This window comes from Sphingomonas sp. LY54, assembly GCF_035594035.1.
In the GTDB taxonomy this organism is placed as follows: Bacteria; Pseudomonadota; Alphaproteobacteria; order Sphingomonadales; family Sphingomonadaceae; genus Allosphingosinicella.
In genome coordinates, this window is the sequence record NZ_CP141588.1 from 2,585,579 (window position 1) to 2,600,828 (window position 15,250).

The 15,250-nt window shown below is 68.5% G+C and carries 11 protein-coding genes; 5 read left to right on the forward strand and 6 right to left on the reverse strand.

The annotated features are described in order from the left end of the window. Positions 1-3 precede the first annotated feature (3 nt). A complete protein-coding gene (locus SH591_RS12870) occupies positions 4-1,260 on the reverse strand; it encodes a glycoside hydrolase family protein (protein ID WP_324749462.1) in 1,257 nt (418 codons plus the stop codon). A gap of 173 nt (positions 1,261-1,433) precedes the next feature. Continuing rightward, positions 1,434-1,742 (reverse strand): hypothetical protein, encoded by a 309-nt coding sequence (locus tag SH591_RS12875; RefSeq protein ID WP_324749463.1) that lies wholly within the window; start codon positions 1,740-1,742, stop codon positions 1,434-1,436. A gap of 188 nt (positions 1,743-1,930) precedes the next feature. Here SH591_RS12875 and SH591_RS12880 point away from each other — a divergent pair, with 188 nt between their 5' ends. After that, a complete protein-coding gene (locus tag SH591_RS12880; protein WP_324749464.1) occupies positions 1,931-4,174 on the forward strand; it encodes a M10 family metallopeptidase C-terminal domain-containing protein in 2,244 nt (747 codons plus the stop codon). Between the two features lie 221 nt (positions 4,175-4,395). Here SH591_RS12880 and trpA read toward each other — a convergent pair whose 3' ends face one another. The 4 genes from trpA to trpD are packed head-to-tail and all read right to left on the reverse strand — an operon-like array spanning position 4,396 to position 8,837. Beyond that, on the reverse strand, positions 4,396-5,214 hold the full coding sequence (gene trpA, locus SH591_RS12885; RefSeq protein ID WP_324749465.1) for a tryptophan synthase subunit alpha: 819 nt from the start codon (positions 5,212-5,214) through the stop codon (positions 4,396-4,398). Next, positions 5,211-6,386 carry a tryptophan synthase subunit beta gene (gene trpB / locus SH591_RS12890; RefSeq protein WP_324749466.1) on the reverse strand — a complete coding sequence of 392 codons (1,176 nt, stop codon included), beginning with the start codon at positions 6,384-6,386 and terminating at the stop codon, positions 5,211-5,213. Before trpB ends, trpA begins: the two co-directional genes overlap by 4 nt. After that, the gene (gene trpCF / locus SH591_RS12895) at positions 6,380-7,783 is read right to left on the reverse strand and encodes a bifunctional indole-3-glycerol-phosphate synthase TrpC/phosphoribosylanthranilate isomerase TrpF (RefSeq protein WP_324749467.1); all 1,404 of its coding nucleotides are present in this window, start codon (positions 7,781-7,783) and stop codon (positions 6,380-6,382) included. The genes trpB and trpCF overlap by 7 nt, the downstream gene beginning before the upstream one ends. Then, positions 7,776-8,837, reverse strand: a complete 1,062-nt coding sequence (gene trpD / locus SH591_RS12900) for an anthranilate phosphoribosyltransferase (protein ID WP_324749468.1) — start codon at positions 8,835-8,837, stop codon at positions 7,776-7,778. The genes trpCF and trpD overlap by 8 nt, the downstream gene beginning before the upstream one ends. Positions 8,838-9,209: 372 nt before the next feature. On the opposite strand from trpD, the gene SH591_RS12905 reads away from it, so the two are divergent. From SH591_RS12905 to SH591_RS12920, 4 genes are all read left to right on the forward strand, one after another. Then, on the forward strand, positions 9,210-10,451 hold the full coding sequence (locus SH591_RS12905; RefSeq protein ID WP_324749469.1) for a cytochrome P450: 1,242 nt from the start codon (positions 9,210-9,212) through the stop codon (positions 10,449-10,451). Between the two features lie 120 nt (positions 10,452-10,571). Continuing rightward, on the forward strand, positions 10,572-11,948 hold the full coding sequence (locus SH591_RS12910) for a TolC family protein (protein WP_324751381.1): 1,377 nt from the start codon (positions 10,572-10,574) through the stop codon (positions 11,946-11,948). Continuing rightward, positions 11,945-13,678, forward strand: coding sequence for a type I secretion system permease/ATPase (locus tag SH591_RS12915; protein WP_324749470.1), 1,734 nt, complete (start codon positions 11,945-11,947; stop codon positions 13,676-13,678). The genes SH591_RS12910 and SH591_RS12915 overlap by 4 nt, the downstream gene beginning before the upstream one ends. Beyond that, positions 13,675-14,979 carry an HlyD family type I secretion periplasmic adaptor subunit gene (locus tag SH591_RS12920; protein ID WP_324749471.1) on the forward strand — a complete coding sequence of 435 codons (1,305 nt, stop codon included), beginning with the start codon at positions 13,675-13,677 and terminating at the stop codon, positions 14,977-14,979. Before SH591_RS12915 ends, SH591_RS12920 begins: the two co-directional genes overlap by 4 nt. The last annotated feature ends 271 nt before the right edge of the window (positions 14,980-15,250 follow it).

The following is a 15,250-nucleotide window of genomic DNA, read 5'->3' on the forward strand; positions in this document are numbered from 1 at the left end:
ACGTCAGTGCCAGTCCGCATCCCCCGCCAGGTCTAGCTTCCGCGCCGCGGCCACCACATCCTCAAGGTCCACCGGCCTGTCATAAGGATCCGCGTCGAGCGCGGTGACGCGGTGGAGGCGGCGCTGCCAGCGGTGGAGCATCTGGGCGTAGGGCAGGCACAGAGTGCGCATCAGGGCGCCGCTCGGAAGCCGCTCGACGTCGGCGAGGCCCATGCGGAGCCACGCGCCATTGTGCCAGTCGGTCATGTCGACGGCCGGGAACAGGCAGATGCCGTGGAGGTCGACGCCGCGATTGACCGCGGCCAGGGCCTCGCAGACGACGTCGTTCAGCCAATCGGGGCGGCCGCCGTGGATGCCGGAGGTCTCGGCGATGATGCACGGGCGGCGATATTTGGCCCAGGCTTCCTCGATCAGGTCGCAGAGCGGGCGGATGCGGTCGTCGCCGGGCTCCAGGGGCCGGTTCGGCCCGCCGCCGCCGCCATATTCCATCTGGCCGAAGCTGTAATTGTTGAAGCCCAATATATCGATGATCTCGGGGCTGCCGCCGAGTTCGGGGTGCTTGAGGCCCGAAATCGTGTCCCAGGCTATGTAGGCGTCCTCGTAGCTTTCGCGGCGCGCGGCCTCGGCCAGATCGGGGCGGTCGCGGGGCGGCACGACCCAGATGAGCGGATCGATATGGACCATGCGCGCGTCCGGAAAGTCGGCGCGGATCGCCTTCACCGCCGCGATGTCGGCGCGGGCGAGGGCGAGGGTGAAGCGGCGGCGGTCCGCGGCGCTCTTCCCGAACGGCGCGCACCAGCTCCATTCGCCGCCCATATAGCCCCAGAAGGTCGGCTCGTTGACGGGCGTGAAGCATAAGGGGCCGTGATGGGCGCGCTCCCCGACGTAGCGGGCGGCGGCGCGGGCATAAGCGGCGAACCTCGGCGCGAAGGCATCGGACCAGGGGTCGAGCCCGTCGGGGTAGCCGTAATGGCACAGGTCCCAGATCGGCAGGATCTGGTGGCGGCGCTGGGCGGCGAGGAACGGGTCGATGAGCGAGAAATCATAGTCGCCGTGGCCGCGATCGACGAGCGGCCAGGGAATGCCCTCGCGCGCGACGCCGATGCCGAGGCCCGCGAGCATCGCATAATCCTCGTCGGCATGGGCATGATGCTGGAGCTCGGCGGCAAGGTCGCGGCGGCCCTGGTCCTTCCAGTCGAAGGTCGAGCATTCGAAGCCGGAGAGGAAGAAGGTCGGGAAGATGCCGGATCGCGGAGCCATGAGGGGGGATACGCGCCGGCGGGGTGGAGGGTTCAATTTGGGGCGGGGCTCGATGCCGCTGGTTGGGCGCGGGCGCGGGGTTCAGGGCGCTCGCTTCGCTCGCAACCCACCCCTCGATCCCCTCCCTTGAAAGGGAGGGGAGGTGGGCCTGCAAGGCGGGGGGAAGTGGGCGCCTAGCGCTGGAAGCCGAATTTGGCGAGGAGCTGCTGGCGGGTGAAGAGGCGCTGGCCCTTGTAGGGGCCGCGCAGGCTCGGGGTTTCGAGGCGGTAGCGGCCGGGCCGGATCTCGCGGTACCAGGCATTGTCGAGCGCTGACGTCTTCTCAAGGTAGGCGAGATAGTCGTCGAGCGTGGCGAAGCGCTGGTTGATCGGAACATGGGTGCTTTTCACGTTGGTTCCCGGCTTCGGAGTCGAGCGCGGCTGCGGCTGGTCCGAGGGCTTGAGTTCGCGGAGCGGCGCGGCGCCCGCCGGTGCGACGAGCACAAGAGAAGCAGCTAAAGCGGCGGGTATTGGGGTGCGTGGCACGGCTCGACACTCCGTTCAGCTCATTAAGAGACAGATCTACTTGGGGACGAGTCTAAGTATTTGCAACCAATTGTAAACCATGGTCTCTTCGCGCCCAACCGTCGAGTCGCGGCGGGGCAATCACCACCATCACGGGGGTAATCGGAATGTCATCAGTCTTTGTCCGTACGGACGCGAATGGCCGTATTCTGGCCAAATCCGGCAAGACCTATCAAGATCTCGCAGAGACCTTCTCCAGCCCGTCCGACATCGCCAGCAGTTATGGGCCGATCGCGACCCATTCCGACTCGACCGTGCCGGGCTCGCTGTCCGGAACCGAGAATGGCGACGTTATCGCCGTCCATCTCGTCGCGGGCCAGACCTATGCCTTCTCCTATCGCGGCACGCCGGTCGACGGGATCGAAGACCCCTATCTGGTTTTGTACAATAGCGCCGGCGCGTACGTCACCGAGGACGACGACGGCGGCGCGGGCCGCGGATCGATGATCACCTACACCGCGACGGTGACCGGCAATCACTATCTTCTCGCCACTTCGTGGTACACGCTCGACACCGGCAACCCGACGCTCGACACCGGCAATTACACGCTCGACGTGTGGGCCGCCAACCTGGCTCACGACGTGCCCGGCACGTTCGCCGGCGCAGTCTCGATCGACCCCGGCACGACCTACGGCTTCCTCGAAACGCCCGGCGACACCGACATGTACCGCATCGATATGACCGCGGGCATGGTCTATTCGTTCGGCTATGCCGGCGGCATTTCCAGCAGCGGCGACTGGGACGACGAGCCCGGCGAGAATATCGGCTATCTCGAACTGTACGATGCCGGCGGCAACCTGATCACGGAAGCGGTCAATTACGAGACCGGGCTCAGCTTCTTCGCGGAAGAAAACGCCACCTATTATCTGCGCGCCTCGGGCTACGATCCGGCGATGACCGGCGGCTACACGCTCGACCTCGCCGAATTGAACCCGGCCGATTACGACCCGCTCGAATCGCTCAACTGGGACAGCGCCGCCAACGTTCCGTTCGTGAACGTCGCGGGCACGCCGACCGCCTATGTCTATTTCGCCGCCGCCGGCGAGAATTTCGGCGAGACCCAGGGCGACAGCGACGCGGCCCTCGTTTCGCTCGGCTGGACCAATTACGAGATGCAGCAGGTCATGCTCGCGCTCGAGGAATATGAGCATATCCTCGGCGTCGACTATGTCGTCACCACCGACGTCAACCAGGCCACCTTCCGCCTGATCACGACCGAAGACGAGCCCTATGGCGCGCGCTTCTATCCGCAGGATCCGGCTTATGGCTCGGCGCAGGGCATCGGCACCTTCAACGTCGACAGCGGCGGCTGGGGCGCGTTCCCGCAGAGCCTGGAGCGCGGCGGCTTCTCGTTCGCGGTAATCCTGCACGAGTTCGGCCACGCCCATGGCATCGCCCACCCGCACGACACCGGCGGCGGCTCGGAGATCATGCTCGGCGTCACCGGATCGACCGGCTCCTACGGCGTCTACGACCTCAACCAGGGCGTCTACACCGTCATGTCGTACAATGATGCGTGGGACTTCCACCCGGACGGCCCGTCGGCCTTCACGGTCGCCGGCATCGACAATGGCTGGTCGGGCTCGCTCGGCGCGTTCGACATCGCCGTCCTGCAGGCCCGCTACGGCGTCCATGCCCATAATACCGGCAACGACGTCTATGCGCTGAGCGACGTGGCCGACGATGCCTTCTACCAGACGATCTGGGATTCGGGCGGCACCGACGCGATCAGCTATGGCGGCGCGCTCGACGCCCAGATCGATCTCACCGCGGCGACGCTCGACTACACCCCGACCGGCGGCGGCGTGATCTCCTTCCTCTACAACGAGCCGGGCGTGCCCAACTCCCTGCGCGTCCGGGGCGGCTACACGATCGCCAACGGCGTCGTGATCGAGAATGCCAGCGGCGGCAGCGGCGACGACGTGCTGATCGGCAACAGCGCCGCCAACACGCTCACAGGCAATGCCGGCCACGACACGTTGCTCGGCCGCGACGGCGACGACATCCTGAACGGCGGCGCCGGCAGCGACATCCTGAACGGCGGCGCCGGCAAGAACGAGCTGATCGGCGGCGCCGGCAACGACCTGTTCGTGTTCGACGACGCCGGCTCGAAGGACAAGATCCGCGACTTCGAGTCGGGCCGCGACGTGATCGATCTCACGGCGTTCGGCATCGACAGCGGCGACGTGAAGATCTCGGGCGGCAAGCTGTTCGTCGATACCGACGGCGTGGGCGGCTACGATCTCCAGATCGCCGTCCAGGGCGACAAGGTGAAGATGAGCGACATCCTGTTCAGCGAACCGACGACGTCCTTCGCGCACCATTCCGCGCAGGACTACGTAATCGTCTGATCGTCTCGATCGGGAAGGGGGCGCTTCGGCTTCGGCCGGGGCGCCCTTTTTTATGCCGGACACGGCGGCGGTCACATCATGCGCGCGAAGCGTCCCGATCTCGCACAGATGTCCTACTATAGCGGAAATACCGTGTCGGCGGCGGAGCTTAAGGTTTATAAGGGGCGGGACTCCTGGGTGGGGGCACAAGGGTCACTAGGCCTCGCCGTGTGCTTCTCCCTTTATTCCACGGCGAGGCCTTTTATTGCGCACGCGCCGCGCATCTCCGACACGAACGCCTTGATCGCCGGCCCGGCTTCGGCGCCGTCGCGCTCGATCAGCCGCACGATCGCCGATCCCGAAATCACGCCCGCCGCTCCGGCCGCGAGGGCGGCCCGCACATGGTCCGGCGTGGAAATGCCGAAGCCGAGCACCGGCGGCGGCGCGCCTTCGCGCTCCAGCGCCGCGAGCAGGCCTTCATGGTCGAGCCGCATCTCGGTCTCGGCGCCGGTCACCCCGGCGCGCGCCACGCAATAAGTGTAGCCCTGGCCCAATAGGGCGATGCGTTGCAGCGTCGCTTCGGGCGTGTTGGTGGCCGCGATCAGCACCGGCGCGATCGCATGGTCGCGCGCCGACTGGACGAAAGGCGCCGCCTCGAAAGCGGGCACGTCGGCGACCAGCACGCTGTCGACGCCGGCTTCGGCCGCGGCCCTGTAGAAAGCGTCGCGGCCGCGGGCCAGCACCAGATTGGCATAGGTCAGCACGCCGACCGGCACGTGCGGATGCCGGCTGCGGAAGGCCTTCAGCATTGCGAAGCAATCGGCGGTCGTGACGCCCTGTGCCAGTGCGCGCTCGGCAGCGGCCTGGATGGTCGGCCCGTCGGCGACCGGATCGGAGAAGGGGATGCCGACCTCGATCATGTCGGCGCCGCCCTCGACCAGAGCGTCGAGGATCGTGCCGGTCGCGTCGATGCCCGGATCGCCGAGAATCACGAACGCGCCGAACGCGCCTTCGCCGGCGCCGCGCAGGCGATCGAACATCATGGCGTAGCGATCGGTCATGCCTCGAACCCCAGCAGGCGCTGGGCCTGTTCCATATCCTTGTCGCCGCGGCCGGAGAGATTGACGACCAGCACCGTCTCCTCTTTCGCGGCCTCGACCATCTTCAAAGCGTGCGCCAGCGCGTGGGCGGATTCGAACGCGCAGACGATCCCCTCCGAGCGCGCCAGCAAAGCGAAGGCGTCGAGCGCCTCGCGGTCGGTCGCGCCGACATATTCGGCGCGGCCGCTGTCCTTGAGGTAAGCGTGCTCCGGTCCCACCGCCGGATAATCGAGCCCGGCCGAGACCGACCAGCTGTCGCTGATCTGGCCGTCTTCGTCCTGCAGAACATAGGTCTCCGCGCCGTGCAGCACGCCGGGCCGGCCGCGCAGCAAGGTGGCGCCATGTTCGGCGCCGTCGAGGCCCTTGCCGGCGGCCTCGACCCCGATCAGGCGGACCTCCGCGTCGTCGACGAAATCGGCGAACATGCCCATCGCGTTCGATCCGCCGCCGACGCAGGCGATCACGGCGTCCGGCAGGCGGCCTTCCTCGTCGATAATCTGGGCGCGCGCCTCCTGGCCGATGACGCGCTGGAAATCGCGCACCATCAGCGGGAAGGGATGGGGGCCGGCGACTGTGCCGAGCAGATAATGGGTGTCGTGGAAGCTCGCCGTCCAGTCGCGCAGCGCCTCGTTGACCGCGTCCTTGAGGCCGCGGCCGCCGCTCTCGACCGGGATCACTTCGGCGCCCATCAGCCGCATGCGGAAGACGTTGAGCTTCTGCCGCTCGGCGTCGTGCGCGCCCATGTAGATGCGCGTTTCGAGCCCGAACAAGGCGCCGGCGAGCGCGGTGGCGACGCCATGCTGGCCGGCGCCGGTCTCGGCGATGATGCGGCGCTTGCCCATCTTCTTGGCGAGGAGGGCCTGGCCGAGCACCTGGTTGGTCTTGTGAGCGCCGCCGTGGAGCAGGTCCTCGCGCTTCAGATACAGCCGCGCCTTGTCCGAGCCGAGATTGCGGCAGCGGGTGAGCGGGGTCGGCCGCCCGGCATATTTGACGAGCAGCTCGTCGAGCTCCGCGAGGAAGACCGGGTCCTTCTGCGCGGCTAGGAAGGCCGCTTCCAGCTCCTCCAGCGCGGGCATCAATATTTCGGGCACATAGGCGCCGCCGAAGTCGCCGAACCGGCCGGACATCAGCATGACGCGTCTCCCCGCACGGGCATGCGCAGCGCTTCGAAGAACGCGAGCAATTTGCCGGCATCCTTGCGGCCTGGCGCGCTTTCGACGCCGGAGCCGACGTCGAGCGCGAACGCACCGACCTGCGACGCGGCCTGGACATTGTCCGGGTTGAGGCCGCCGGCCAGGACCGCGTGAGCGAGGTCGGGCCGGTGGGCGACGCGCGACCAGTCGAACGAACGGCCGGTGCCGCCGGAGCGACCGTCGACCGCCGTGTCGAACAGGGTCCGGTCCGCGCCCGGTTGCGGTTCGGCCACGTCCGTGCCGACGGCGCTTGCCGCCCAAATCTCGCAGCGCGCGGGCAGCAGCGACCGCAGCGCCGCGATATAATCGGAATCCTCGCGGCCATGGAGTTGCACCGCTTCCAGGCGCAGGTCGCGGGCGCGCCGGGCGACGGTCTCGATTTCCTCGTCGCGAAAGACGCCCACCGCCGGCAGGCCATGCTGCGCGGCCGCATCCGCGAGCGCCTGGGCACGGTCCGGCGCCAGCGCGCGCGGCGTATCGGGCACCATGATCAGCCCGGCATAGGCGGCGCCGAATTCGGCGGCCAGTTCGAGGTCGCGTTGGTCGGTGAGGCCGCAGACCTTGACCCGGCCGAAGGCGAGCGCGCGCGCCGCCTGGGCCGGATCCTCGGCTTTCATCAGCGAGGAACCAACCAGGAAGGCGTCGGCATGGCGGCTGAGGCGCGCGACGTCGGCGCGGCCGCTTATGCCCGATTCCGCCACCACGAGCCGGTCCGCCGGCACCAGCCCGGCCAGCCGCTCGGTCACGGCGAGATCGACCGTCAGCGTCTTGAGGTCGCGATTGTTGATGCCGACGATCTCCGCGCCGAGCGCGACGGCGCGCCGCACCTCGTCCGCGTCATGCGCCTCGACCAAGGCGTCCATGCCCAGCCTGCGCGCCTCCCCGATCACCACAGCCGCCTCGGAATCGTCCAGCACGGAGAGCATGACCAGCACGGCGTCGGCGCCGTGGATGCGCGCCTCGGCGACCTGGCGGACGTCGACCACGAAATCCTTGGCGAGGATCGGGCCGGGAAATTCCGCCCGCACCTTTTCGAGATCGGCATAGGAGCCGCCGAAAAAGGGGCCGTCGATCAGCACGCTGATCGCGTCGGCGGCGCTGCGATAGGCGCGCGCGAACGCTGCCGGATCGGCCTCGGTGCGCAAGGCCCCTTCGGACGGGGAGACGCGCTTTACCTCCATGATGAAGCGCGCGCCGGGCCGGGCGAGCGCGGCCTTGAGGCTGCGATAGGTCGGCTCGGCGCGGGCGCGCAGATCCTCCAGGCTGATGCCGGCGAGCCGCTCCGCCACGTCGATACGCTTGCGGGCGACGATCGCGCCCAGAACATTGTCAGTCATTGGTGGCTTCCACGAACATCTTCAGGTGGCGGGAGGGGGTGCCGGAGCGGATCGCGTCCAGCGCCAGGGCGACGCCGTCGTGCAGGTCGGGGGCGAGCCCGGCGGTCATCAGCAGCGCGCCGGCATTGAGCGCGACCACTTCGGTCTCCGCGGCCGCGCCTTCGCCCTTGAGCAGGGCCGAGAGCCGCGCGGCATTCTCTTCCGGGCCGGCGCCCTTGATGGTGGCGAGCGGCCGGCGCTGGAGCCCGGCCTGTTCGGGGCTCAGCCGCAGCGAGCGCATCTCGCCCTCGGCGAGCAGGATCGCCTCGCTTTCGCCGTGCAGCGCAATCTCGTCGAGGCCCGCGCCGTGCACGACCAAAGCGCGCCCGACGCCCAGGGCGGCGAGCGTCTCGGCGACCGGCGCGATCATCCGCGGATCGGCGACGCCGAGCAATTGCACCTGGGGCTCGGCCGGGTTCACGCACGGGCCGAGGATGTTCATGATCGTCCGCACCTTGAGCGCGCGCCGCACCGGACCGGCATGCTTCAGGCCCGGATGGTAGAGCGGCGCGAGCAGGAAGCAGATCCCGGTCTCGTCGAGCGCCCGGCGCGCGGTCTCGGCCGGGATATCCAGCCGGGCGCCCAACTGCTCGAGCACGTCGGCCGATCCGCAGCGCGAGGTGATCGAGCGGTTGCCGTGCTTGGCGACCGGGAGCCCGCAGGCGGCGGCGACGAAGGCGGCCGCGGTCGAGACGTTGATCGATCCCGATCCGTCGCCGCCGGTGCCGCAGGTGTCGGCGAACAGATAATCGGGACGGGGGAAGGGCGCGTCGGCGGCGCGGAGCGCGCGGGCGGCGCCGGTCAGCTCGGGAGCGGTCTCGCCTTTGAGGCGGAGCGCGATCAGCATCGCCGCCATGGTGGGGTCGTCGAGCCGGCCGTCGACCAAAGCCTCGAACAGGCTATGCGCCTCGGCCTCGCCGAGCGAATGGCCGGCATAGAGCCGGGAGAGGGCGTCTTCGTGGGCGTCGGGGAAGGCGGTGGCGGCGGCCGGGGCCATGCTGGCGTTCATGTACATGTCGGGATTTCCTTGGGGAGCGCGCGAAAAAAAAGCCCGCCGGAAGGCGGGCTTGTTCTGGGGTCGACTGGACCTAGAGGGTCCGGTTCACCAAAGACGCAAGACGGCCGCCGCGGGATTCATGTTCCGCCACCAAAGCCAGGCCTGCGAGGAAGACGCGCGCACCGCGGCAACGCCCGGAAGGGCGGCCTGCATGTCCGTCAAGGAGGTGCGGTTCGTCATCCCCCTTAAGATCAGCGGATGGGCCGGGTTCGTCAACCCCCGTTGTGGGCCATGGCCAAATTGCCGTCCGATCGCCGCCGAATTGGAGACGATGGGAGGCGCAATCCGGAGCCGCCTGGCTTATGGTGCGCGCGTCATCGGGAGCGGACCATGGGCCAGTATCTCGACCGGATCGATGCGGCGCCGGCGGCCGAACGCTGGCCGCTGGTGCGGCGCCTGATGATGCAGGAGCGCCAGCCCTTCTTCGCCGAATTGCGCGCCGAGCGGCCGGTGCTCGAACTGCCCGAGCTCACCTTTCTCACCCGCCATCACGACTGCACTCAAATGCTCGCCCGCTGGCGCGATTTCGGCGTCGATCTCTACAAGCCCAAGCAGGGCGATTATTTCATGGCGCAGGACGACAGCGCCGATCACTGGCGCGACAAATCGGTGATGAAGGCGATCCTCGACGTCGAGCGGATCCCGGCGATGCGGGCCTTCGTGGGCGAGAAGACGCGGGAGGTCCTCGACAAGTCGCACGGCCGAATCGATGCGCCGCAGGCGCTGACCCGGGCGGTGCCGATCGCGCTCGTCCAGGATTTCTTCGGCTTCACCCGCAGCGATCCGGCCAAGCTCCAGGCCTGGTCCTACTGGAACCAGCAGGACGCGTTCCACAACCAGCCGTTCGACGCCGACGTCGTCGATGATGCGGAGCACATCGTCGCCGAGCGCAAGCGGGCGAACATCATGCTCGCTTTCTACGTCGGCCGGCTCGTGCTGCGCCGCTCGGTGCAGGTGAAGCTCGGCAAGGATATCGACGACAGCGTCGCCCGCCTGCTGCGGCTGTCGTCCAGCGAGGGCATCCAGTTCCCGCTTCGCAAGGTACTGTTCAATGCCGGCGGGCTGCTGATCGGCGCCGTCGAGACGACCTCCCACGCGGTCAACAACGCGCTGGCCGAATTGCTCGGCCGGCCCGACGTGCTGGCGCGGGCGCAGCGCGCCGCGGCGGCGAGCGATCCGGCCGAGTTCGACGGCTATGTGTTCGAGGCTTTGCGCTTCAATCCGGCCTTTCCCTATTTCTTCCGCACCTGCCACCGCGCCACCCAGTTCGCCGGCGGCACGCCGCACGCGCGCAGCGTGGCGCCCGGCACGACGGTTGTGGCCTGCACGCACAGCGCGATGTTCGACGAAGCGGCTTACGCCGACCCTGAGACGTTCGATCCGCGCCGCAGCGCCGAGGAGACCTTCACCTTCGGCTACGGCCATCACGAATGTCTGGGGCGGCATGTCGCGACGGCGATGGTCCCGGAGATCGTCCGCCAGGTGCTGCTCCGGAACAATCTCCGCGCCGATGCGCCGATCGAATTTCGCGGCGGCGTGCCTGAGCGCTACATGCTGCGCTGGGACGTCTGAGCGGACCCGGACGAAGCTGCGTGAACCCGCAATTTTCGCTTGGCTCCCGCTACTTATCGCTTCATGGTCGCGACCGTTGGGGCGGTTGTGGGCGCCCCAGAGGGGACCCTGCTCTTGACCATGGCCGTTTCGCTCGTCGCGGTGGCAGCTTTGCTCGCCCAGGCCGCGCCATCCGTGAAGGAATTGCCGCTTCCGACCCGGGACCCGCTCGCCATCCAGCGCGCGGACGATCCGGTGATCGCGCTCAGCCGCACGACGGTGTCGACCGCGGAATTCACCGCGCTCGTCCAGCAGGCGGTGGACCGCAGCCCGGGCGTCGACGAGACGATCGCCGGCATCGCCGAGGCGCGGGCGGCGCGGGCGGAGGCGCGCTCGGCCTTGTTCCCGGTGATCGATCTCAGCGTCAATTCGCAGCGCTCGTTCGCGCGCGAGTTCGACAACGACCCCGACAATATCGTCGAGCGTTCGCGCTCCGCCGCCCGCACCGACCTGCTCGCCAGCGCCCAGCAGACCATCCTGGATTTCGGCGCGACCGCCAACCGCATCGCCGCCGCCGGCGCGCGGCTGCGCGCGGCGAGCCTCGATGCCGAGGCGCAGGCCGACCGGGTGGCGCTAAACGCCATCGCCGCCTGGTACGACGTCTTCGCCTATCGCGCGCTGGTCACGCTCGCCGAGGCCTTCGCCGAGAACCAGCAGGAATTGCGCTCGGCGATCCAGACCCGCATCTCGCAGGGCGTGTCCGCGCCGGGCGATCTGCCGCGCGTCGAAAGCTACATTGCCTCGTCCGAGGCCGATCTCGCCCGCTTCCGCCGCCAGCTCGCCAATGCCGAGGCGCGGTTCGAAGAGACGTTCGGAGTCGCGCCGCCGCCGGGCCTCGGCCGCGCGCCGACGATGGAGGTGCCGACCACCACCAAGGATGCCGCGCAGTTCATGGCCCGCTCCCGCCCCGAGGTGGAGAGCGCCGACGCGCAGGCCCGCGCGGCCCAGCGCGACGCCAAGGCGGAGCGGGCGGCGACCTGGCCGAGCCTCGGCGTCGGCGTCGATGCCGGCAAATACGGCCTCAGCGGCAGCGACTATGACGTGCGCGGCCGCGCGATCCTGCGCTACCGCCTGCTGGGGCCCGGCGACGCCCGCGCCGACCAGGCCGAGGCGCGGTCGCTGGCGGCGGACGCCCGTGCCGCCCGCATCCGCAGCGAGGCCGAGCGCGAGGCGGCGATCGCCTGGTCCGACGTGCAGGCGCTGGAGGCCCAGCTCGCCGCGCTCGAGAACAGCTACATCGCCAGCCGCCAGTCGCGCGACGTGCTGGCCGAGCGCTTCCGCGTCGCGCGCGGTACCTTGTTCGACCTGCTCGAATCCGAAAGCGGCTATTTCGGCGTGGCCGCATCCTATATCCGGGCGATCACCGAGCTCGACGCCGCCCGTTACGTATTGCTGTCGCGGACCGGCCGCCTGTTGCCGACGCTGAGCATCGAACCGCCCGCGCTGGAGGACCAATGAGCGACGAGAGAATGGTCGAGGTTCCCCGGGAGCGTTTCGCGCCATGGCTGATCGAGCCGATGCGGCGCAGCCGCTCGATCTACATGAAGGTCGCGATGGCGGCGGTCCTGATCAACATCTTCGCGCTGCTGACCTCGATCTTCACGATGGTGGTCTACGACAAGGTGCTGCCCAACAACGCCACCTCGTCGCTGATCGCATTGTCGATCGGCCTCGCCATCGTCGTCATCTTCGATTTCGCGCTGAAGACTTTGCGCGCCTATTTCGTCGACGTCGCCGGCGCGCGCATCGACCGGGAGATCGGCGCGAGCGTGTTCAAGCAATTGCTCGCGATCCGGCTCGATCAGAAGAAGGGATCGACCGGCGCGCTGGCCGGCGTCGTCCGCGAGCTCGAGACGCTGCGCGACTTCTTCGCCTCGGCGACTTTGACCGCGATCGTCGACGTGCCCTTCATCCTGCTCACCCTTGCGGTCATCGCCATCATCGGCGGGCCGGTCGTGTTCGTGCCGCTGGCCATGATCCCGATCGTGATCCTCATCGGCTATCTCACCGAGCCGGCGATGGCGCGGCTGTCCGCCCGGATGATGGGCGAGGGGCTCTTGAAACAGACGGTGCTGGTCGAGACGATCGGCGGGCTGGAAACGATCAAGACCGCGGGCGCCGCGCCGATCATGACCGACCGCTGGCACAGCGCGCTCGAGCAGCATGCCGATACCGGCCTGCGCCAGCGCCTCGTCGCCAATCTCGGCATCACGATGGCAGGCTCGGCCCAGACCATTTCCTATGCCGGGGTGGTGATCATCGGCGTCGGGTTGATTGCCAACCAGTCGCTGACGATGGGCGGCCTGATCGCCTGCTCGATCCTCGCCGGCCGCGCGGTCGCCCCGCTCGGCCAGATCGCCGGCCTGCTGTCGCGGGTCAATGCGACCCGGACCGCCTATCGCCAGCTTGACGCTTTGATGTCCACGCCGCCGGAGGGTCCGGAGGGCGAGCCGCTGGTGCTGAGCCGAGCCGAGGGCCGGATCGAGTTCCGCAACGTCCACTTCCGCTATCCCGGCGCGCCGGAAAAGACGCTGGAGGGCGTGAGCTTCACGATCCAGCCCGGCGAGCATGTCGCTTTGCTTGGCCGCGTCGGCTCGGGCAAGTCGACGATCGCCAAGCTTTTGCTCGGGCTCTACGAGCCGGAAGAAGGCGTGATCCTGCTCGACGGTACCGACATCCGCCAGCTCGACCCGATCGATCTTCGCCGCAAGATTTCCAGTTCGATGCAGGAAAGCCTGCTCATCTCCGGTTCGGTGCGCGAGAATATCGTGCTCGGCCGCGCCGGCATCGGCGACGAGGAGATGGTGCGCGCCGCCGAGCTTTCCGGCACCCACCAGTTCATCGGCCAGATCGCCAACGGCTATGACCGCAAGCTCGCCGACCGCGGCGAAGGCCTGTCCGGCGGCCAGCGCCAGTCGATCGCGATCGCCCGCGCGCTTGCCGGCAGCCCGCACGTCCTGATCTTCGACGAGCCGTCGAGCGCGATGGACACGCAGACCGAGAGCGGCCTGCTCGACCGGCTCGATAAGGAGCTGGTCGGCCGCACCTTCCTGGTGATCACCCACCGCACGCCGTTCCTGCGGCTCGTCACCCGCGTCCTCATCATCGATCGCGGCAAGGTCGTCGCCGATGGCCCGCGCGACAAGGTATTGGCCGCGCTCAACCGACCCAAGGTGGCCGCGATATGAACAAGGAAACGGGCTTCGAGGATTATGTCACGCGGGTACGCCCGGCGACCGCGTCCAACATCCTGCTGTGGGCGATCATCGGCTTCGTCCTGATCTTCATCCTGTGGGCCTCGCTTACCGAGCTCGACCGCACGGTGCGCGGCCAGGGCCGGGTGATTCCGAGCTCGCAGCTGCAGGTGGTATCCAATCTCGAGGGCGGCATCGTCGAGGCGATCCTGGTCAAGACCGGCGACATCGTGAAGCGCGGCGTTGCCCTGGTGCGGCTCGACCAGACCCAAACCGGATCCGAATATGGCGCCAACCAGGCCCAGTTCGACGCGCTCCGCGCCAAGATCGCCCGGCTCGAGGCCGAAGTCGCGGGCCGCTCGCCGGCGTTCCCGACCAGCGGCGGCGCGAGCCTCGCCGAGCAGGTCGCGATCGAGCGCGCGCTGCACGGCTCGCGCATGGCCGACCTTTCGAGCCTGCTGTCGGCCGCCAACTCGCGCATCGTCCAGGCCGAGCGTGCTGTCGCCGAGGCGCAGGCCGCCCATAACAGCCGCCAGTCGGCGCTGAACGCGGCGCGGACCGAGCTCAACCTCATTCGCCCGCTGGTCGACCGCGGCATCGAGCCGCGCCTCAGCCTCGTCCAGGCCGAAAATGCCGCGGCGATCGCCGCCAGCGACGTCGCCGCCGCCTCGGCCGCGATCGCGCGTGCCCAGTCGGCGGTGGCCGAAGCGCGCTCGACGCTCGCCCAGCAGCGCCAGGACTGGCGTTCGCGCGCCGGCCAGGAACTCGCCCAGGCGCAGTCCGAGATGGTGGCGCTGCGGCGCTCGCTGCCTGCGCTGTCGGCGCGGGTGGCGCGCACCGTCGTGCGCTCGCCGCTCGACGGCCGGGTCAACCGCGTGCTGGTGACCACGGTCGGCGGCACGGTCGGGCCGGGCAGTCCCCTGGTCGAGATCGTGCCGAGCGGCGACACCTTGCTGGTCGAAGTCCAGATCACGCCCGCCGACATCGCCTGGGTTCGGATGGGGCAGGATGCCAAGATCAACATCTCGGCCTATGACAGCTCGGTCTACGGCGCGCTCGACGGGAAGGTCGTGGCGATCTCGCCCGACGCGACTTTGGACGAGCGCACCGGCCTGTCCTTCTACACGGTCCGCGTCGGCACCGACGACAAGCTGCTCGACAAGGGCGGCCGCGCGCTCGAGATCGGCGCCGGCATGGTCGCCGACGTCTCGCTGCTGGGCGACAAGCGCACCGTGATGAGCTACATATTGAGCCCGATCACCAAGCTCGGCCAGACCGCATTGCGCGAGGATTGAGGCCCTGCGTCGCGCTCATCGCAAGCTTTTGGAACGATCGGGCAAATGTCCGCACCGCTGCCGTTGACTTGCCGCAACGATGTCAGCAAAGCTGCTTCAGTCGATATCAGCGGGGAAGACAGTCATGGCGGACCGGAGCGAGCGGAATCTGATCGAGCGACAAGTCGACACTCCGCCAAAGGCCGCCTGGACCGCCCCGGCCGTCGCCCGACTTAACGCGAACGACGCGGAGCAAGGCGGCGCATTCGTCTCAGACTTGGGCGTCAACTTC

Excerpts from the sequence above, each read along its gene's own strand:
- trpCF (WP_324749467.1), bottom strand. The coding sequence starts at position 7,783 with ATGACTGACAATGTTCTGGGCGCGATCGTCGCCCGCAAGCGTATCGAC.
- SH591_RS12880 (WP_324749464.1), top strand. The coding sequence starts at position 1,931 with ATGTCATCAGTCTTTGTCCGTACGGACGCGAATGGCCGTATTCTGGCC.
- SH591_RS12915 (WP_324749470.1), top strand. The coding sequence starts at position 11,945 with ATGAGCGACGAGAGAATGGTCGAGGTTCCCCGGGAGCGTTTCGCGCCA.
- trpD (WP_324749468.1), bottom strand. The coding sequence starts at position 8,837 with ATGTACATGAACGCCAGCATGGCCCCGGCCGCCGCCACCGCCTTCCCC.
- SH591_RS12905 (WP_324749469.1), top strand. The coding sequence starts at position 9,210 with ATGGGCCAGTATCTCGACCGGATCGATGCGGCGCCGGCGGCCGAACGC.
- SH591_RS12920 (WP_324749471.1), top strand. The coding sequence starts at position 13,675 with ATGAACAAGGAAACGGGCTTCGAGGATTATGTCACGCGGGTACGCCCG.
- SH591_RS12910 (WP_324751381.1), top strand. The coding sequence starts at position 10,572 with ATGGCCGTTTCGCTCGTCGCGGTGGCAGCTTTGCTCGCCCAGGCCGCG.
- trpB (WP_324749466.1), bottom strand. The coding sequence starts at position 6,386 with ATGCTGATGTCCGGCCGGTTCGGCGACTTCGGCGGCGCCTATGTGCCC.
- trpA (WP_324749465.1), bottom strand. The coding sequence starts at position 5,214 with ATGACCGATCGCTACGCCATGATGTTCGATCGCCTGCGCGGCGCCGGC.
- SH591_RS12870 (WP_324749462.1), bottom strand. The coding sequence starts at position 1,260 with ATGGCTCCGCGATCCGGCATCTTCCCGACCTTCTTCCTCTCCGGCTTC.